The organism is Herbaspirillum sp. 3R11, assembly GCF_004563925.1.
GTDB lineage: Bacteria > Pseudomonadota > Gammaproteobacteria > Burkholderiales > Burkholderiaceae_D > Herbaspirillum.
Genome location: NZ_SPNJ01000004.1, coordinates 442716 through 462782, shown reverse-complemented (window position 1 = coordinate 462782; position 20067 = coordinate 442716). Strand labels below are relative to the sequence as shown.

Sequence of the window (20067 nt, the reverse complement as noted above, 5' to 3'; positions counted from 1 at the left end):
CCGGTGACCGAATCAACACCATTGCCTGATGTGCAAGAGCAAGAGGAAATTCTGGCGCAAAAAGGAATCAGCAATTTTTCAAATCAAGTCATGTTCACTCTTCCGGGTTGGAGGCCTGGAACCGGCAGGATCTTAGTGTCTGAATAATTTATACAAATAAAAAATACCCTTTTCCAACTAAGCAGGAGGGAGGTTGCCGGGCTTAACTCGGCTATCCTCTAAAAAGGAGACATGCAATGAGTTATGTACATACGTCGTCAACTGCGTTCGTGGCAGGTACTACGAGCTTTCGTCGCGCCCAATGGCGCATGCTGTTTGCTGCGATGCTCTGCTATCTGTTCTTTTATACCGGCAGACAGACCTTTGGTTTTGCGATTCCAGGTATCCAGAAAGAGTTTGGGCTCTCGAAGGAAATGCTGGGCTGGGTCTCCAGCGCCATGCTGTGGTCTTATGCCATCGGTCAGGCCATCAACGGCAATCTGGCGGACAAATACGGCGGCCGGCGGATCATGAGTCTGGGCGCAGTTCTTTCCTGCTTCGCCAATTGGGTTGTCAGCTTTTCCAGCGGCTTTGTGACTCTCGTCTTTCCATGGGCCGTGAACGGCTACTTCCAGGCCCTGGGCTGGGCGCCCGGCAGCCGCCTGTTGTCGAATTGGTGGGGTATCGGTGAACGCGGAAAGGTCTATGGCTTCTACGTCTTTGCCGCAGGCTGCGCCTCGGTACTGTCCTACGTCACATCGATTGCCGTACTTGATGTCTTCCATCTCGACTGGCGTTGGATCTTCCGCATCCCGGTCTTGCTGATGCTGGCCGGCGGCATATTCTTTTACCTGGTGGCGCGCGAACGGCCGGAAGACATGGGCTTCAAGCCGCTGGATACCGGTGTCGCCGATGAAGTTGACAAGGCGCATGCCGTCCAGGACGATCAGACCGAATCATCCTGGAGCCGCTACAAGGCGGTGTTGAAAAACTGGCGCCTGGACATCGCGGCTCTTTCTCTCGGCTTTCAGAATGCAGCGCGATACGGCCTGATCGTCTGGGTACCGGTGCATTTCTTTGGATCGAACTGGGCCAAGTCGCCGGACGCATTCATCAATCCCAAGTGGATCAGCATCGCGCTTCCCGTCGGGATGGCGATTGGTGCGCTGAGCAACGGCTGGATCTCGGATAAATTGTTCGGATCAAAGCGGTACAAGGCGATCATGCTCTACATGGTGCTGGGTGCGATTACGACCATGTGGATGTTCACGATTCCAGGCAACTCGATCATGGGCGTCGTCGCCCTGTTTCTCTGCGGTTTCTTTGTGTATGGTCCGGCATCATCATTCTGGGCGCTGTGTCCTGATCTGGTCGGCTCGCGTCGTGCGGGTACGGCGACCGGCATCATGAATTTCTCATCGTATCTGTTTGCCGGCCTCGGCGAACCGCTCATCGGGCGGATGCTGGATACGTCCGGAGACACGTCGCTTGTCTTCCCGATTGTCGCGGTGAGCTGTGCAATCAGCGCGGTGGTTGCCTTTTTCATCAAACGCTGACGATACAAGCCGGCGCCCGCCGCCGGCTTTTTTAAAACTTAGTTCAACACCCAAGAGGATCGGCTCATTGCGGGCGCGATGACGTCACTGTGCGCTAGCGACCGCAGCATGTATATGCCGCCACCGCTGATCCTCGTCTGATTACTTCCAAAACCGAAAGGATGATGTATGTCGACCCCTCAAAACCTGCAAGTCAATGGACGCAGCTATCCATGGATGAAGAAACCTGTCGTTGTCGTCTGCGTCGACGGCTGTGAGCAGGAATACATCAATCAGGCCATTCAGGCCGGTGTCACGCCGTTCCTCAAAAAAATGGCTCAGCAGGGGACCGTACTGACTGGTGATTGCGTCGTGCCGAGTTTCACCAATCCAAACAATCTGTCGATCGTCACCGGCGTTCCTCCTTCCGTTCACGGCATCTGCGGCAACTATTTTCTGGATCGCGAAGCGAATCAGGAAGTGATGATGAACGACGCCAAATATCTGCGCGCCGGGACCATCTTTGCCGCATTCTCCGATGCCGGCGCTCGGGTGGCCGTGATCACCGCCAAGGACAAGTTGCGCAGCCTGCTGGGCAACAAGATGCGCGGGATTTGCTTTTCGGCGGAAAAAGCGGATCAGGCCACGCTGGAGAGCAACGGCGTGGAGAATCTGCTGGAGCTGACAGGCATGCCGCTGCCGTCCGTGTACAGCGCTGAATTGTCGGAGTTCGTCTTTGCCGCCGGCGTCAAGCTGCTCGAGACGCAGCGCCCCGACATCATGTACCTCTCCACGACGGATTACATCCAGCATAAATTTGCTCCCGGCACGCCGGGCGCCAATGCCTTCTACGCAATGATGGATCACTACCTGACCCAACTCGACGCGCTGGGCGCCGTGATCGGCCTGACTGCCGATCACGGCATGAACGCCAAGACCGACAGCGCCGGCACACCCAACGTCATCTACTTGCAGGATGCATTGGATGCCAAGGTCGGGGTCGGAAAAACGCGCGTGATCTTGCCGATTACCGATCCCTATGTCGTGCATCACGGCGCCCTGGGTTCTTACGCCACCGTGTATCTGAGCGAGGGGGTTACGCTGCCGGATGTGGCGCGCAAGATCGCTGCGATCGCCGGCGTCGAGTTGGTGTTGACGCGTGCTGAAGCGGCCAAGCGCTTCGAGTTGCCGGAAGACCGCATCGGCGATCTGGTGGTCGTCAGCGAGCGTTTGACGGTGATCGGCACCGCCACCACCCGCCATGACTTGTCCGAGCTGCATCTGCCCTTGCGTTCGCACGGCGGCATCTCCGAGCAGCGCGTGCCGCTGATGTTCAACCGCAAGCTGGCCGGGATTCCATCGGATCATCGTTTGCGCAATTTCGATGTGTTCTATCTGGCGATGCAAGCCGCAGCTTGATGCCGGAAAAGAGTGCAGCTGAAGAATAAACAATCAATCAGGAGATGACATGTCGATGTTAACGGAATTGAGCAAACTGAAAGACGGACTGCCTTTGCATCAAAAGATGCGCATAGGCGGGAAACTGGTCGGCAATGATCGCGTGATCGAAGTGCGCAATCCCTACAACGGGACATTGGTCGGTACGATTCCGAAAGCGACTGTCGGTGATATTCGCGACGCTTTCCGTATCGGGCGCCAGTTCAAATCGAGCCTGACGCGTTTCGAGCGCTCAAAAATCATGCTGCGTGCGTCCGAGCTGTTGCGAGCCAACACCGACGCCATTTCCGACCTGATTACCGCCGAGTCCGGGTTGTGCAAAAAGGATTCGCTCTATGAAGTGGGGCGCGCCTGCGATGTCTTCGTATTTGCGGCCAATCAGACGCTGGTGGACGATGGCCAGGTGTTTTCGTGTGACCTGACCCCGCATGGCAAGCAGCGCAAAGTCTACACAATGAAAGAGCCGTTGCTGGGCGCCATTTCTGCCATCACGCCGTTCAACCATCCATTGAACCAGGTGGCACACAAGGTGGCGCCGTCCATCGCAACGAACAACCGCATGGTGCTGAAGCCGACCGAGAAGACCCCGTTTTCTGCATTGCTGCTGGCCGATATCCTGTACGAGGCCGGATTGCCGCCGGAGATGTTTTCCGTCGTGACGGGAGATCCCAAGGAAATCGCCGATGAAATGCTGACCAACGCTGATGTCGATCTCGTCACCTTTACCGGCGGCGTGCCGATCGGCAAATACATTGCCGGCAAGGCTGTCTACAAACGACAGGTGCTGGAACTGGGCGGCAACGATCCCATCATCGTCATGGAGGATGCGGATATAGAAGAAGCTGCCACGCTGGCGGTATCCGGCTCCTACAAGAATTCCGGTCAACGTTGCACAGCCATCAAGCGCATGATCGTGCATCAGGCGGTCGCAGATGAATTCGTGGACAAGCTTGTCGCTAAAACGCGGGCGATAAAATTCGGCAATCCCATGGATGCAGGCAATGACATGGGCACCGTAATCGACGAACGTGCGGCGATGGAATTCGAAGCCAAAGTGAAGGATGCCGAGCGTTGCGGCGCCAAGCTGTTGTATGGCAACGTACGAGACGGCGCGCTGTATTCGCCGACGGTGCTGGATCATGTTCCTGCCGATTGCAAACTGGTCGCGCAAGAGACGTTCGGACCGGTGTCGCCGGTCATCCGTTGCACCGATATCGCCGATGCAATCCGGATTTCCAATTCGACGCCCTATGGCTTGTCATCCTCGGTGTGCACCAACCGCATGGACTACATCACCCGCTTCGTGCGCGAGCTGGAAGTGGGCAGTGTCAACGTGCGGGAGGTACCCGGCTATCGTCTGGAGCTGACACCGTTCGGCGGCATCAAGGATTCAGGATTGGGTTACAAGGAAGGCGTGCTGGAGGCGATGAAGAGTTTCAGCAATACCAAGACTTATTCGGTGCCTTGGCTGTAAAAAAAGCCCCTGTGTCAGGGGCTTGCGATCGTCTTTCGACATCTTCAGACCTTGATGTGGCCGTGACAGCATGGCTGCCACGGCCGCATCTCGCCATCAGCTCAGACAAAGAGCATCATCACGCCGGACGATTCGCATCCAGGACGGTCAGCGCCGCCATGTTGATGATGCGTCGCACGGTCGAGCTGGACGTCAGGATATGCACCGGCGCATTCACGCCTAGCAGGAACGGACCGACCGCCACGTTGCTGCCCGCTGCCGTCTTGAGCAGGTTGTAGGCGATATTGCCGGCGTCGACATTCGGACACACCAGCAGATTGGCGGAGCCTTTCAGTCGGGAGCTCGGCAGAATCTGCAGACGCAGGGCTTCATCCAATGCGCAGTCGCCATGCATTTCGCCGTCGACTTCCAGCGTCGGCGCACGCTCGGTAATGATGTTCAAAGCGCGACGCATCTTGCTGCCGGATGCGGAGCTGGCCGAGCCGAAATTGGAGCGCGACAGCAGCGCCGCCTTGGGGACCAGATTCATCCAGTTCATTTGCTCCGCGGCGGCGATGGTGAATTCGGCGATCTGTTCGGCGCTGGGGTCATCGTTGACGTGCGTATCGACCAGGGCCACCGTGCGCTGATCGAGCAGCAGGATGTTCATGGCGGCATAGGTGTTCGCACCGGGCTTCTTGCCGATAACCTGGTCGACATAGCGCAGATGGTCGTGGTACGCGCCGACGGTGCCGCAGATCATGCCGTCGGCGTCGCCCAGGCGCACCATCATGGCGCCGATCAGCGTCAGGCGACGGCGCATTTCGACGCGCGCCATTTCCTTGGTGATGCCTTCGCGGCACATCAGGTCCCAGTACGTGGTCCAGTATTGATGGAAGCGCTCGTCGTAATCCGGGCTGGTGACTTCGACGTCTTGTCCCAGACGCAGGCGCAAGCCGAATTTCTGGATGCGCGCCAGCAAGACTTCGGGGCGGCCGACCAGGATCGGCCGCGCCAGTTTTTCGTCGACGATCACTTGCACGGCGCGCAGCACGCGTTCGTCTTCACCTTCGGTAAAGACGATACGGGCCTTGTCGCCGTCGCGTACGCGTTGCTTGGCGGCGGCGTACAAGGGCTTCATGAACGCGCCCGAGTGGTAGACGAATTGCTGCAGCTGTTCCACGTAGGCGTCCAGATCGGCGATCGGGCGCGTGGCGACGCCGCCTTCCATGGCGGCCTTGGCGACGGCCGGCGCGATGCGCACGATCAGGCGCGGATCGAACGGTTTCGGGATGAAATAGTCGGGACCGAACGACAAGTCGTAGCTGCCATAGGCTGCTGCGACGACGTCGTTCTGCTCTTCTTCCGCCAGGCCGGCAATGGCGTAGACCGCAGCGATTTCCATTTCACGTGTGATGGTGGTGGCGCCGACGTCGAGCGCGCCGCGGAAGATGTACGGGAAGCACAGCACGTTGTTGACCTGGTTCGGATAGTCCGAGCGACCGGTCGCCATCACGATGTCGTCGCGCACTGCCAACGCAACTTCGGGCAGGATTTCCGGGGTCGGATTGGCCAGCGCCAGGATCAGCGGACGCGCAGCCATGGTGGCGACCATTTCCTTTTTCAGCACGTTGCCGGCGGACACGCCGAGGAAGACGTCGGCGCCTTCGATCACCTGCGCCAGCGTGCGCAAGTCGGTCTTGCGCGCATAGCGTTCCTTGTCCGGATCCATCAACGTCGGGCGGCCTTCGTAGACCACGCCTTCGATGTCGGTCACCCAGATGTTTTCCAGCGGCAGCCCGAGGTCCATCATCAGTTCCAGGCAGCCCAAAGCGGCGGCGCCGGCGCCCGAGACCACCACTTTGACTTCCTTGATGTCTTTCTTGACCACCTTCAGGCCGTTGATGAAGGCGGCCGATACCGTGATCGCGGTGCCGTGCTGGTCGTCATGGAACACCGGAATTTTCATGCGATCGCGCAGCTGGCGTTCGACGGTGAAACATTCCGGCGCCTTGATGTCTTCCAGGTTGATGCCGCCGAAGGTTGCTTCCAGGCCGGCGATGATCGTCACCAGCTTGTCCGGATCGGTCTCGTTGATCTCGATATCAAAGACGTCGATGCCGGCGAATTTCTTGAACAGGACCGCCTTGCCTTCCATCACCGGCTTGGATGCCAGCGCACCGATGTTGCCCAGCCCGAGCACGGCAGTGCCGTTGGTGATGACGCCGACCAGATTGCCGCGCGCCGTGTAGCGGAATGCATTGAGCGGATCGGCCACGATCTCTTCGCAGGCTGCCGCCACGCCGGGGGTATAGGCCAGCGTCAGGTCGCGCTGGGTGACCAGGGGTTTGCTGGCGTTGACGGTGATCTTTCCGGGGGTTGGAAACTCGTGGTAATCCAGCGCGGCTTGTCGGTCTGTCGTGTTCATGTGCTCGTCCTCTTTCCAATGTGCCGGGCGATTGCCGGCGGCAGGTTGTTGTCAATTTGTTATTGGTTGGACGTTATTGTTGGTTTTGGCGCCCAAACCGCTTTTCTTTTGCGCTCGTCACGGCGATCACGCGATGCGATGACTTGAAGCGATTTTAGGGAAGAGGTATATCCAGATCATTTTGTTTTATTATGTGCCCATCACTTTTTCATGATGAAAGTCGGATCTGATGGAGGTATTTGACGCAAATGCCCTGCTCAGGCGCTTGAGCACGCGTCTGAAGATGCGCCATCTGCTCTTGTTGTTGCAAATACGGCAACACAAATCGCTCACGCGCGTGGCCGAGCACATGGCCAGCACGCAACCGGCCATCACCAACGCGCTGTCGGAGTTGGAAGGCATGTTCGGCGGCGCGCTGTTCGATCGTTCGGCGCGCGGCATGGCGCCGACCGAACTGGGCAAGGTGGTGCTGGAGCGGGCCGGGGCGATGGTCCACGATCTGCGCCACCTGGTTCGCGACATCGAGACGCTGGCTTCCGGCCATGCCGGCCATCTGCATATCGGCATCACGCCCTTCATCTCGGGGCAGTTGCTGACCAGCGCGATCCAGCGCACCCGGCCTGACGGCGACCAGCGGCTGACCGTCACCATTCATGAGGGCACCAGCGACCAGTTGCTGGCGCAACTGAGCGAGCACGCTCTCGATCTCGTGATCGGGCGCGCGTCGTCCGGCGTCAACCTGGAGAACATCCGCTTCGAGGTGCTGTACCGCCAGCAGCCGCGACTGATCGCCAGCCGCCGCCTGGCGGCGCAACTGGGGCGCGTACGCCTGGATTGGCGCAAGATGGTCGAGCTGGATTGGATACTGGGCGCGCCCAATACGCCGATGCGCGAGCAGGTGGCCGATATCTTCCTCGGCGCGGGGATCGTTCCTCCTGCGCCGGTGGTGGAAAGCTACTCGGCGAAACTGATCGGCGAAATGATCGTCTCCAATGAGCGGGCGATATCGATCGTGCCCTCCGACATCGCGGAAGAGCTGGTGCGTGTCGCCGGCGTGGCGATCGTGCCGTATTCGTTTGACTGGACGCTGTCGCCGATCGCCTTGTTCAGGCGCTCGGACGGCGTCGAGCGCAAGGCGGACCAATTGTTCGCCGAAGCCTTGCGCGCCGTTTGCCAGGAGACGTACTCGGGGTCGCTATCGTAGAACTGTAGAAATCAGCATCCCGGAAAATTATCCGAAATGTTCTATCATGAGCTCTCATTCATGACAGGCGATCTCCCAGCTGTTCGCCGCAAAGACAATGAGAGACCTTCCTCCCACCGCCACCTTGCGCGCCTTCGAAGTGGCGACACGCCATGCCACCTTCACCTCCGCTTCCGAGGAGTTGCACGTCACCCAAAGCGCGGTCAGTCATCAGCTCAGGCATCTCGAAGAGCTCTGGGGATTGCAGCTGTTCCAGCGCGGAAAATCACTGACCCTGACGCCCGCAGGCGCGGCGCTGGCGCCGATCGTGCGCGAGTTCTTCATGAACCTGGAGGCGACGCTCACCGATCTGCGTGAGCAAAAGGGCCGGGTCCGGCTCAAGGTCAGCACCACCTATTCCTTCGCACTGAAATGGCTGCTGCCGAGATTGCCCAGCCTGTCACGGCTGCATCCGGAAATCCTGGTCACGCTGGAAACCACCGACAAGGCTATCCATTTTTCCAGCACCGAACCGGATGTGGCGATCCGTTTCGGCAACGGCAATTATCCGGGCCTGCATTCGGAATTCATGTTCAGGGAACAGATCTTCCCGGTCGCCAGTCCGGACCTGCTGGCGCGCCTGGGCACGCCGCGCAAGCCCTCTGAATTGTTGCGCTATCCGCTGCTGACGCGCGCCGGCGCCGATCTGGTGCCGAAGTGGGCGCTGTGGTTTCAACAGGTGGGCGTGAGCATGTCCGCGCTCAAGGAAAGCGTCCGCTTCGCCGACACCAACATGACCATCGAGGCGGCATTGCTGGGGCAGGGGATCGCCCTGGCGCGCAGCGGCCACGTGGAGGCCGAGATCAGCGACGGCAGCCTGGTCAGGCTGTTCAAGGCGCCGTTCCCGTCGCCGGTCGCCTATTATTTTGTCTGTCCGAAAGGCATCGAATCGCAGCCCCATGTCGTCAGTTTCCGCGACTGGCTGCTGGCGGAATCGAGCGAGGCTGAGCAAAATTATCGCTGACATATGAGGCATGAGGTATTGCTCATGCCTCAATGAGGAGACTTCGCTTTAACCGCAGCGCCGCTTTGCTTAGTATGGCGCATGCCCTTTCACATCATTGCTCTGATACTTTTTGCGGCCTTGCTGCACGCCAGCTGGAACGCACTCCTGCGCGGCGGCGCCGACCGGCTGTGGTCGATGACGGTCATGTGCCTGGCGGTGGCGCTGGCCAGTGTCGTGATCGCCGTGTTCCTCGCACCGCCCGCCCAGGCCAGCTGGATGTATGCGGTGCTCTCGGCGGTGCTGCACGTGGGCTACAACCTGTTTCTGGTGCGCAGCTATCGCGCCGGCGACCTCGGGCAAACCTATCCGATTTCGCGCGGTTCCTCTCCCTTGCTGATCACCATCGCGGCATCGGCTTTCGCCGGCGAGCGGGTGGAAATGAGCGCCTTGCTCGGCATTGCACTGGTGGCCGGCGGCATCATTTCACTGGCCTTCAACGGACGCAAGCTGGCGGTGCCGAGCCTGCCGTATGCACTGGGGACCGGTTGTTTCATTGCCGCCTACAGCGTGGTGGACGGCATTGGCGTGCGCCTGTCCGGCGCGCCGATGGCCTACACGGTCTGGATGTGCGCCTTGTGGGGCGTGCTGATGCCGGCGGTCTATATCGGCCTGCGCGGCGCCGGCAATTTATTCACCCTGCGGCCCGGATTCGCCACGGCTTCCATCGGCGGCCTGGTCTCGCTGCTGGCCTACGGCATCGTCATCTACGCCATGTCCGGCGCACCCATGGGCGCGGTGTCGGCACTGCGTGAAACCAGCGTGCTGTTTGCGGCGCTGATCGGTTACTTCTTCCTCGGCGAGACTCTCACGGTCCGAAAAATGCTGGCATGCGCAGTGATTGCCGCCGGCACCATCATCATCGGTTGACGGCGCAGGAATGCATGCGCCCGATCTTCACCATCACATGGAGGTTTGCAAAATGGATACCCTCTCACGCTCACAGTCACACTCACAGGCGCCGCTGATCCTGATCACCGGCGGAAGCCGCGGCGTGGGCGCCGCAACCGCTCGGCTGGCGGCGGAACAAGGTTACGACGTCGCGATCAGCTTCGTCTCCAACGAGTCCGCCGCGCTCGCGGTAGTAGCCGATGTGGAGGCGCTCGGACGTCGCGCATTGGCGGTGCGCGCAGACAGCGCGGATCCGGAACAGGTCGCGCAGTTGTTCACGGCGATCGACCGCAGCTTCGGCCGCATCGACGTCCTCGTCAACAACGCCGCCATGCTGGCGCCGCAGTCACGGCTGGAGGATCTCGGCTTCGCGCGCATGCAGCGCATCTTCGCGGTCAACGCGATCGGCCCCATCCTCTGTGCGCAGCAGGCGGTGAAGCGCATGTCGACGCGCCACAACGGGCGCGGCGGCGTCGTGGTCAACATTTCATCGGCCTCGGCCCGGCTCGGCAGTCCCAACGAATACGTCGACTACGCCGCGTCGAAGGGCGCCCTCGAGACCTTCACCACCGGCTTCGCCAAAGAAGTTGCGCGCGAGGGGATACGCGTCAACTGCATCCGCCCCGGACACATCTATACGGAGATGCATGCCAGCGGCGGCGAGCCGGGCCGGGTGGATCGCGTCAAGGATTCGATCCCGATGGGAAGAGGCGGCCAGCCCGAAGAAGTCGCACGCGCGATTCTGTGGCTGGCAAGCGCCGAGGCGTCCTTCATCACAGGCACCTTCCTGGACGTCACCGGCGGCAAATAGGTTGCCGGGCGCGTTCAGTCGCTCCGCCGCCTCATTTTCCTCATTTGCAGCGCGGTTGGATCGCCAGCAATTGCGGCCATCGCGCATCCCAGTCACCTTCGTGCGTCATGCCGCCGACCACTTGCTCTTGCGCGCAAGCGCCGGCTTTGGCGACGAAGCTGTGCACGATGGACGGCGGAATAATGCTGTCGTCGGCGCCGCTGAAATGAAGTTGCGGCAGACCGGCGACCTTGGCAGCAACGTCCATTGGATTGAGTGAGTCCGGCATCAGCGAGACGCGGTGCAGGCGATTGACCGCATCATGGTCGAGGTTGCCGGCCACCGTGCGCAAGGACGCGACATCCTGCCGTCTGGCGGCAAGCAGCACGGCAATCGCGCCGCCGCCCGAATAGCCGACCAGGTTGACGCGCTGCCCGGGCAGGCGCGCCATGTAGCGGCTGACGGCGTCATTCATCGCAGCCACCACCTCGGGAGCGAAACGTTTTCCGGTCCAGTAAGCGGCATCGCATTGCGGGTTGTCGTTCATCGGCGTGAACTGGCACGGCCGCGCCAGATACACCACATTGGCGCTGCGGTCTGCCGCCGCCATCCGCAAGCCCAGCGCACGGCGCGGCGTCGGATCGTCCGACGGCTGGGTGCGCGTACGCCAGGCCAGGCCGTCGCCTTCGATATACACGGTGACCGGCAGGTCGGTACGCGTCAGGCGCACATACACGGTCAGCAGGAACGATCCCGCACGTACCTGTTCACGCTGCAAACCAGCCGACTGCGCGATCGCATCCGCCTGCCTGCGCGGCGCTTCTGCGCACGCCGTGATCAGCATGCATAGCCCCACGTACAGGACCACGCACAGCATGCGCGTGAGTGATGCCGGCATTGTCGTGCGCACATTCTTGGGTTGATGGCAGAGCGTGTTTGTCGGCATTTTTTTGAGTGATTTCTGCAGCAGGCCATAACGTAACTGCGGCGCTCCGTTCGCGCAAGCCGGTTGGCAGGAGCGCCGTCGCAAACAAAGCAAATCTATTGCTTGTCCATTTGACAATTAAAAATTTTCAAAAAGTGAGACAGGCGGTCAAGCGCCGGCTGGCGCCTCTGTAGTATTGCCCGCAAAAAACAGGGCAATGCAAATCGCGTCGGTTTCAAACGCCCATTCGCGGCGTGACTTTCATCGTTTCTCCATCGTGGCATCTGGCAAGAAGCACCGGCGTTGTAGCGCGTTTGGGCTACATACCGGATGGGGGTTTCTCTATAGCCTGTGGAGGCTATGCAGCGCGTAATTCGGCCGTTGCTCATAAGACAAAACTATGAACCGCAACCAAAATGATCATCCGGGGGGATGCATGTTTCAACTCGGTACCAACGGCGTCGCACGTCGCTTTCTTTCGTCGCCGCTATTGACCTCGGTATTGAACTCACTTTGGCGACGTGTACGCATCGCGGCAAAAGCAGCATGGCCAAGTGTCGTCGCGTTGACGACGGCACTCCTGTTGCTGATGCCGGCGAGCTGGTTCAATCCGGCCTATGCGGTCGGACCGACGATTGCGGTGTCGATGGGGGCGGCCAACTGGCAGCGCGGCATTGCTCTCACTTTGCAGGCGACTGCCAGCGGCGGCACTGCCCCGTATACGTACGCAGTCACCAGCGGCGCGTTGCCGACAGGCATGAACCTCACGGCAGCTACCGGCGCCATTTCCGGGACGCCTACCGTCGCCGGTGGATTTTCTTTCACGATTACCGCCACCGACAGCAACAATTTCACCGGTGCGCAAGCGTTCATCGGCACCGTCGGTGCGGGTGCCCCGGTGACCGCCAACAGCGGTACGGCGGTCGGCTACGGCAGCAGCAATAACAATATCCCGGTGTCGATTACCGGCGGCACCCCGACCTCCCTGAGCATCACGACGGGGGCGGCGCACGGCACGGCAACACCCAACGGCGTCAACGCATTTACCTATACCCCGACCGCCGGCTACAGCGGCGGGGATACCTTCAGCTACACGGCGACCAATGCTATCGGCACCTCGGGCGTGGCGACCGTCATCATCACTGTCGGCGCGCCGACGATCGTGATTACGCCATCAACGACATGGTTTGCGACGCAGGGTGCAAGCTATACCCAGACGCTCACCTGGAGCGGTGGCGCTGCACCCTACGGCGCCATCACGGTGACCAGTTTGCCGGCGGGATTGACCTTCTCCACAACATCTTCGAGTGCGACGATCTCGGGTACGCCGACGCAGGCGGGAAGTTTTTCCGTGACGGCGTCGGCAACCGACAGCAGCACGCCGGCACCGATCCTCAAGGCGCAGACTTTCACGCTGACCGTCAGCGCCGGCGTTCCGGTTACAGCGGCTGACAGCGCCAACACGCCGGCGAATCAGGCGGTGACGATTCCGGTGACTGCCAACGATAGCGGGTCCATCACCACGGTTTCGGCAGGCGCACCTGCGCACGGCACAGCCGTCGTCAACGGCCTGAACGTGCTCTACACGCCTGCCGCCAACTATGTCGGCGCCGACAGCTTCACCTACACCATCACCGGACCGGGCGGCACCTCTACGCCGGCCACGGTGACCGTCACCGTGACGTCTCCGGGCGCGCCGACTTCGGCGGCGCAAACCGCTACCGTGCAAGCCGGGCAAGCCGTCACGCTGCATGTCGGCGCGGCTGCCGCCAACGGCCCGGTCACGGCCGTCACGATTACCGGCGCACCGGGATCCGGCACCGCGGTAGTGAGCGGCACCGACATCATCTATACGGCAGCGGCAGGATTCAGCGGCAGCGTGCAGTTCAGCTATACGCTGACAAATGCCTTCGGTACATCCGCAGCGGTCATCGTGAACATCACCGTCGCCGCACGCCCCAATGCCGCCAACGATGTCCAGGTCAAAGGACTGGTCGCAGCACATGGACAGACCGCCAGCCGTTTCGCCACGGCACAGCTGGGCAACTTCAGTCGTCGTCTGGAAAGCCTGCACGGCGACGGTTGGGCGCGTTCCAGTTTCGGTCTCGGGTTTGCACAGCCGGTCGCACCGGCCAAGCCGCTGCTGGCGCAATGGAACGATGACGAAGTCGATCGCGTGGTCGGTGCACCGTTGCAGGCGGGCATGCGCAAAGTGGGCTGGCCGCTGCTGAGTCAGGTCGGCAAGTCCGACGCGAAGCCGCTTGCAGGCGCCGGCAAGGATCTCGACGCCTTGCCTGAATTGCCGAACAAGACCGCCAATAACGCGAAACAGGAACTGTCGTTGTGGATTGCCGGCACGGTCGACTTCGGGCAGCGCAACGCCAATGGCCAGCAGGAAGGTTTCCGCTTCGCCACCAACGGCATCAGCATGGGTGCCGACTATCGTCTGAGCGATCAGCTGACCATCGGCGTCGGCACCGGCTACAGCCGCGACCGCAGCGACATCGGCGAGAACGGCAGCAAGAGCGTCGGGCAGAGCGTGGTGGCGACGGTGTACGGCAGCTTCCGGCCGACGCCGAACATTTTCGTCGACGGCATGCTCGGCTACGGCGCGCTCAACTTCGACTCGACGCGCTATGTGACGGACGACGGCAGCTTCGCCACCGGCCAGCGCGGCGGCAATCAAATGTTCGTCGCGCTGTCTAGCGGTTATGAATTCCGCGGCAATAGCTGGATGTGGTCACCCTACGGCAAGCTCGACCTGGCCTCGACCACGCTGGGGCAATACACCGAAGCTGCCGCCGGCAACAACGCGCTGACCTATTTCAAGCAAAGCGTGCGCACCAGCAGCGGCACGCTCGGCCTGCGCACCGAAGGCCAGTACCTGAGCCGCGTCGGCATGTGGACGCCGCGCGGCCGCATCGAATACCGCCGGCAGTTTTCCGGCGCGGGCGAAGCGGGGATTTCGTATGCCGACCTGGCGTCGTCAGGGCCGGCCTACGTGATCCGCTCGGACGACAGCTTCACAGGCAACTGGACTGCCGGGATCGGCATGCGTCTGCTGCTGGCTGGCGGCACGTCTTTCATCGTCGACTACAGCAGCAATCTGAACGTCGGGCAGGGGCGCTATTCGTCGATCCTGTTCGGGATTAACGTGCCGCTACGTTAAACATTTGAACCAGCGTGTAGCGGCCCGGGCAATATCCTCCGGGTCCGCTGCGCCCTTACTCACCCATACCACGATGCCGTCCGGTCGCACCAGCAAGGCGCTCAGGCCGAGCTTGTCGCCGGCATCGCTTGCGAGATACGTGATGCGATCCTGCCAGCGGCGCATCGTCGTTTGCAATGAACCATCGGCGCCGAAATCCAGCAGCAAACCTTTGCCGTCGCGAAGATGCTCGCCGAGCCGGCTGCCGTCGGCCAGCATGAAATCCGGTGCGCTGCGGCCGACCAGCGGATGCTTGTCACCGAGTTCATAGCGCAACGACAGGCCCCAGACCCGTTCGGCGAAATAAGTCGCGCCGTCGCGTGTGCCGATCAGATCGCGGATGATGGCGGCCAGCGCGCGCGAACTTTCACCCGGACGCATGAGGCCGACCTGCGCGCGCGACCAATCTAGTATTTGCGCACCCAGCGGATGACGTTCTGTCTCATAACTGTCGAGCAAGCCCTCCGGTGCATCGCCGCGAATGGTCGCGGCTAGTTTCCAGCCGAGGTTCATCGCATCGCCGAGGCCTAGATTCAGTCCCTGACCGCCCAGCGGCGAGTGGACATGCGCGGCATCGCCGGCCAGCAGCACGCGCCCCTTGCGATAAGTCGCAGCCTGGAGGGCGCGGTCGGTCCAGGTGGCGGCGAGCCTGAGCGCCGTCACAGTGACGTGAACGCCGGAGACGCGGCGCAACACCGACTCCACATGTTCGCGCGTGATCGGCTGCGTGCGATGAAACGCGCCGCCGTCGAAGTCGACCATGGCGATGGTGCCCGGCGGCTGGAAGGTGAACATGCCCGCGGGCGTGTAGTGGCGACCCGGCTGCAGCAGTTGCGGATCGGCCAACTCGACTTCAGCCGAGTAGCCGGTGAACTCCGGTGCGGTGCCGGTAAATTCAAAGCCGCCGATCTTGCGCACGGTACTGCGTCCGCCGTCGCATCCGACCAGCCAGCGCGCGCGGAACGTCTGAGCGCCGGCATGAATGTCCACGTGCTCATCCAACTGTTCGACACCATCCACGCCGGCGCCGCGCATGATCTCCGCGCCCATCCCGTGAGCGCGTGCGGCGAGAACCGCTTCGATGTGTTGCATGTCGGTGGCGACCCCGGCATCGGCCGGACCAGATAAGTGAGTCGGCCACTTCGCGCGATCGACCTGATCGAGATAAAACTGCATGCCGGCGAAGTGGCCGCCGGCGCGCCGTTGCTGTTGCAGCCAATGCGGAGTCGAGGCTGACGCGTTCGTAGTGGGCGAGGGCGCCTTGACGGCATCCAGCAGGCCGCGCCGATGAAGGGACTCGACGGTCGGAATGGACAGGCCGCGCATGCCGAAGGGCAATTGCTTCAGCGGCGATTGCGGATTGCCGGCCTGCTCCAGCACCAGCACCGATACGCCGGCGAGACGCAATTCGCAGGCCAGGAACAAGCCCACCGGACCGGCGCCGGCGATGACTACATCATGGATGGGTAGAACGGATGGAACGGATGACGCGTGCATGAAAGACTCCCTGGTGATCGTTCGACCGGAGCGGTTCGTTGTCTTGAGAACCGCACAGACGAACAGAAAGCGCCGGATGGCGCCGATGTTCGTCGTGGGACTCATGCACGGGCATGGACAGAGCTTCCCAAAGCCTGTTAACAGACCCTGAGGAAGGACCTGGGCTGGACCACACCAAGTCTGCCTTTTTCGACGTGCGTAATATAGCCGCCGGGCAGCGGATGCGCAAGAGCGCGACTTTTTCCTTGCAATACTTAACGAACCGCCAGGGAAGGAATTAACACCGCCTTGCCGCTGGCGGTGACGGTCAGGGCCCGGCTGGCTTCATCGCGACGAAGCCAGCCGCGTTCAATGAACGCATCCAGCAGGGCCACCGCCAGCGGGCCGGCAAAGTGGTCGCGTCGCTCCGACCAGTCGACACAGCCATAGAGTGCTCGCTTACTCTGCAAGCCATCGACCAGCTCCGCCGGCAGGCCGAGTTCTTTCAGACCTGCGACACCCGCCTGCGTCAACGGATAGTCATGCCCGTCGCCTTCAGCGCTTGCGACCCAGCCCCGTTCGACGAAGCTCCGGCACAGCTGCACACCCAGCTCGCCGGCAAGATGGCCGTAGCAACTGCGCGCATGGCGCAGGCCGCGCATCGCCGGCGCCTGCCAGCGCGTGGTTTCCGGCAAGCTGCCGTCTGCCACGCGCAGCAGGGCCTCGAGCGCATGTGCCACATTGCCGTCGGCCAGCATGAAATAGCGATGCCGGCCTTGCGCGCGGACGCTCGCCAGCCGCTCGTCGACCAGCAGCTTCAGATGCTGCGACGCCGTGGGCGCCGTCACGCCGGCGTGGTCGGCCAGTTCTTTCGCGGTATAGAAGCGACCGTCCAGCAAGCGCGACAGCATGAGCGCGCGCGTCGGATCGCCGATGACGGCGGCGACTCGGGCAAAGCGGGGTTGGGCGAGTTGATTCATGTCGGATTCCCGGAAGATGACGTCGGATACTACGATACACGTCCCGGCGCGGACGCGAGATCCGGCCGGTACAGTGAAATGTCGTCATACTGCGCCAGCTCGATGTAATTTCCTTCCGGATCCTGGAGCAGCGCAATGCACAAGTCGGGCCTGATCCTGACGGGCGCAGCCAGGGATGCGGCGCCGCATTCCAGCGCGAGCTGCGACGCTTGCCCGATGTCATCGACGATGAATGTCAGGAATGCCGCATGCGGCTCCCGCAAAATATTCGCGGCGGACCTGGATCGGGGCGCATGGACCGGCGGATTGTTCGGCGCAAGCAATTTCAGCCGCTCGCCAAACGGCGCCTGCAGTCTGGCAACGGCATAGCCGGCATCGCTAAAGAGGGAGCCGCCGTCAGACACGGCGGGCGCCACGATCTTGTTGACCAGCGAAAACGAAAACGCAGACACATAGAACGTGATCAGTTCGTCGATGTTGACGCAGGACATGCCGATTTCGGTTGGAGCGACTATAGCCACGGAATACTCCTTCAGGGAAAAAGCGATGCTGCAAGTGTAGAACCGTCTGCGCCATGAATGCTTCGGCCCGGAACGAACTGTCGCCGCAGCCTTGCGCCCAGCCAATCTGTCGCGCTTCCGTCTCACTTTCATCTCACTTCCGTCGTCCTCCCTCTTCATCCTGCGCACGGACCTTGCGCAATAACGCCAAGTCATGAATGATGTCCCGAGACGTCCTTGACGCCGCCCGCGGGAAAAAGCACGCTCAGTCGCTTCAATTTTTGCGCCCGGCAGCCGATAAGCAACAAGGGGAATACCGTTCGCAGCGGGTCGCATTGTGTCTTGCGCGACGACGGAAAACATTAAAACAAGCAAGCAAAAAGCAAGGAACGGCACATGATCCACCTACTCCGCTCATCATCGTCGCTGGCGAAGGTGTTGGTGTTGCCGTTCGTCGTGCTGATCCTGCTGGTGTCCTTGCTGGTCGGCATCCTGTCCTATCTTGCCGGCCGGCATGCGGTGGTGTCGGTGGCCGAGCAATTGCTCGACCAGACCGCAGACCGCGTGGCCTTGACCGTAGAGCGCCACATTGACGGCGCCGCCTCGGTGCTGGAGTCGGCCTTTCCGCGCGGCATGCCGGCCGCGACCGACCTGAACGCCGATCTCGACAACCTGCGTTCGCGCTTCTGGATCGCCACTTCGCTGCATCCGGACCTCAACAACTATGTGTTCTACGGCAACCGCAGCGGCGACTTCGTCGGCCTGTTCCGCTACGGTCTCGACGACGCCGAACTGCGGGTCAAGCGCGCCGCCGACGGTTTCCGCAGCGCCTATCGTTTCAGCAGCATCGGCGGGCAGCTCAGCATGCCGAAGAACGACGCCACCGACTTCGACCCGCGTGCGCGGCCATGGTACGTCGCCGCGCAACACAGCGACCGCGATGTCTGGAGCGACATCTACATCAACTACTGGGACAAGGACCTGGTCGCCACGCGCGCACGCCGCGTGTTGTCGAAGAACGGCCAGTTCGAAGGCGTGGTGGCGACCGACGTATCGCTCAAGGCGCTCAATGACTTCGTCAGGGGTTTGCATGTCAGCCGCCATGGCGAAGCCTTCATCATGGAATCCAACGGCGAGCTGATCGCCTCCTCCAACGGCGAGAACATCTACAGCGAACAGCAAGGCAAGGTCGGCCGCCTGCGCGCCGAGAACAGCCGCAGCCTGATCATCCGCAATGCCTATTCAACGCTGCAGAAACACCTCGCCGAAATCGAGAACATCGGCGGCGCTGACACCACCTTCACCTTTGCCGGTGAAGACGGCGAGCTGACGTATGCAGCGTATTCGTGGGTGCGCGGCGGCGCCGGCCTCTCTTGGGTTACGGTCGTTGCGGTGCCGCGCAGCGACTTCCTCGACACGCTCGACCAGAACGCCCGTTGGACCGTGGTGATTGCGGTGCTGGCGGTGGTCATCGCGTTGGCGCTCGGCCTCAGCATCGTGCAGTGGGTGGTGCGCGACGTGCGCCGGCTGTCGCGTGCGGCGGCGCGCATCGGCAAGGGCCAGATGAACGTCGCACTGAAGATCGAGCGGCGCGATGAGATCGGCCAACTGGCGCAGAACTTCATGGAAATGCAGAGCGAGCTCAGTACCGACAAGCTGACCGGCGTCACCAGCCGCGCAGCGGTGCTGCGCTACCTCGACGCCGCCGTTCACAAGCGCGGTCGCCGCGCCGCCGAGCTGTTCGACAAATTCACGGTGATGTTCATCGACCTGAACCGCTTCAAGGCCATCAACGACAAGCTCGGCCATGAATACGGCGACCTCACGCTGGTCGAGGTCGGCCAGCGGCTGCGCGCCATCACCCGCGACGACGATGTGGTGGCGCGCTTCGGCGGCGACGAGTTCGTGCTGGTGTTCTGGGGCGTCGCCGATGCCGCCTTCGCCGACAAGGTGCGCACGAAGATCGAGAACGTACTGGCGCCGCCGCTGCTGTGCCTGCAGGATGTCGAAGGCGCCGACGGCATGACCGTGGGCGCGTCCGTCGGCGTGTCCTTCTATCCGCAGGATGCCCAGGATGCCGAGACCTTGATCAAGCTAGCCGACCAGGGCATGTACGAAGACAAGGCGGCCGGTCGCAAAGATGGGGAAGAACCGCGGCGCTGATACCGCGCCAGCAGAGGCGCCGGAGTAGTGGCACA

The 20067-nt window shown here is 61.6% G+C and carries 14 protein-coding genes; 9 read left to right on the top strand and 5 right to left on the bottom strand.

Going from position 1 to position 20067, the window contains the following annotated elements; all coding sequences use genetic code 11:
• Positions 1–236: 236 nt before the first annotated feature.
• From E4P32_RS18990 to phnY, 3 genes are all read left to right on the top strand, one after another.
• Positions 237–1535 (top strand): MFS transporter, encoded by a 1299-nt coding sequence (locus E4P32_RS18990; RefSeq protein WP_116435852.1) that lies wholly within the window; start codon positions 237–239, stop codon positions 1533–1535.
• 168 nt (positions 1536–1703) lie between these two features.
• On the top strand, positions 1704–2933 hold the full coding sequence (phnA, locus tag E4P32_RS18985; RefSeq protein ID WP_116435851.1) for a phosphonoacetate hydrolase: 1230 nt from the start codon (positions 1704–1706) through the stop codon (positions 2931–2933).
• A 49-nt stretch (positions 2934–2982) separates the two neighbouring features.
• Positions 2983–4446 carry a phosphonoacetaldehyde dehydrogenase gene (gene phnY / locus E4P32_RS18980; protein WP_116435850.1) on the top strand — a complete coding sequence of 488 codons (1464 nt, stop codon included), beginning with the start codon at positions 2983–2985 and terminating at the stop codon, positions 4444–4446.
• 118 nt (positions 4447–4564) lie between these two features.
• Here the strand turns inward: phnY and E4P32_RS18975 are convergent, their stop codons facing one another.
• Positions 4565–6853 (bottom strand): NADP-dependent malic enzyme, encoded by a 2289-nt coding sequence (locus E4P32_RS18975; RefSeq protein ID WP_116435849.1) that lies wholly within the window; start codon positions 6851–6853, stop codon positions 4565–4567.
• Between the two features lie 229 nt (positions 6854–7082).
• On the opposite strand from E4P32_RS18975, the gene E4P32_RS18970 reads away from it, so the two are divergent.
• The 4 genes from E4P32_RS18970 (at position 7083) to E4P32_RS18955 (ending at position 10801) form a co-directional block, all read left to right on the top strand.
• Positions 7083–8057, top strand: a complete 975-nt coding sequence (locus E4P32_RS18970; RefSeq protein WP_116435848.1) for a LysR substrate-binding domain-containing protein — start codon at positions 7083–7085, stop codon at positions 8055–8057.
• Between the two features lie 97 nt (positions 8058–8154).
• A complete protein-coding gene (gcvA, locus tag E4P32_RS18965; RefSeq protein ID WP_116435847.1) occupies positions 8155–9060 on the top strand; it encodes a transcriptional regulator GcvA in 906 nt (301 codons plus the stop codon).
• 81 nt (positions 9061–9141) lie between these two features.
• Positions 9142–9969 carry a DMT family transporter gene (locus tag E4P32_RS18960; protein ID WP_116435846.1) on the top strand — a complete coding sequence of 276 codons (828 nt, stop codon included), beginning with the start codon at positions 9142–9144 and terminating at the stop codon, positions 9967–9969.
• Positions 9970–10021: 52 nt separating this feature from the next.
• A complete protein-coding gene (locus E4P32_RS18955; protein WP_116435845.1) occupies positions 10022–10801 on the top strand; it encodes an SDR family oxidoreductase in 780 nt (259 codons plus the stop codon).
• 40 nt (positions 10802–10841) lie between these two features.
• On the opposite strand, the gene E4P32_RS18950 is transcribed toward E4P32_RS18955, so the two are convergent.
• Positions 10842–11624: an alpha/beta hydrolase gene (locus E4P32_RS18950; protein ID WP_199525681.1), complete on the bottom strand. Its 783-nt coding sequence runs from the start codon at positions 11622–11624 to the stop codon at positions 10842–10844.
• A 517-nt stretch (positions 11625–12141) separates the two neighbouring features.
• On the opposite strand from E4P32_RS18950, the gene E4P32_RS18945 reads away from it, so the two are divergent.
• Positions 12142–14874 carry an autotransporter domain-containing protein gene (locus E4P32_RS18945; RefSeq protein ID WP_158559743.1) on the top strand — a complete coding sequence of 911 codons (2733 nt, stop codon included), beginning with the start codon at positions 12142–12144 and terminating at the stop codon, positions 14872–14874.
• Here the strand turns inward: E4P32_RS18945 and E4P32_RS18940 are convergent.
• The 3 genes from E4P32_RS18940 to E4P32_RS18930 all read right to left on the bottom strand — a co-directional run bounded on the left by E4P32_RS18940 (position 14866) and on the right by E4P32_RS18930 (position 17890).
• Positions 14866–16410, bottom strand: a complete 1545-nt coding sequence (locus E4P32_RS18940; protein WP_116435843.1) for an FAD-dependent monooxygenase — start codon at positions 16408–16410, stop codon at positions 14866–14868. The two genes, E4P32_RS18945 and E4P32_RS18940, sit on opposite strands and share 9 nt — an antisense overlap.
• Positions 16411–16664: 254 nt before the next feature.
• Positions 16665–17369: a winged helix-turn-helix domain-containing protein gene (locus E4P32_RS18935; RefSeq protein ID WP_116435842.1), complete on the bottom strand. Its 705-nt coding sequence runs from the start codon at positions 17367–17369 to the stop codon at positions 16665–16667.
• A 29-nt stretch (positions 17370–17398) separates the two neighbouring features.
• Positions 17399–17890, bottom strand: coding sequence for a VOC family protein (locus tag E4P32_RS18930; RefSeq protein WP_135008763.1), 492 nt, complete (start codon positions 17888–17890; stop codon positions 17399–17401).
• A 375-nt stretch (positions 17891–18265) separates the two neighbouring features.
• Here E4P32_RS18930 and E4P32_RS18925 point away from each other — a divergent pair, with 375 nt between their 5' ends.
• A complete protein-coding gene (locus E4P32_RS18925) occupies positions 18266–20032 on the top strand; it encodes a diguanylate cyclase (protein ID WP_116435840.1) in 1767 nt (588 codons plus the stop codon).
• Positions 20033–20067 lie beyond the last annotated feature (35 nt).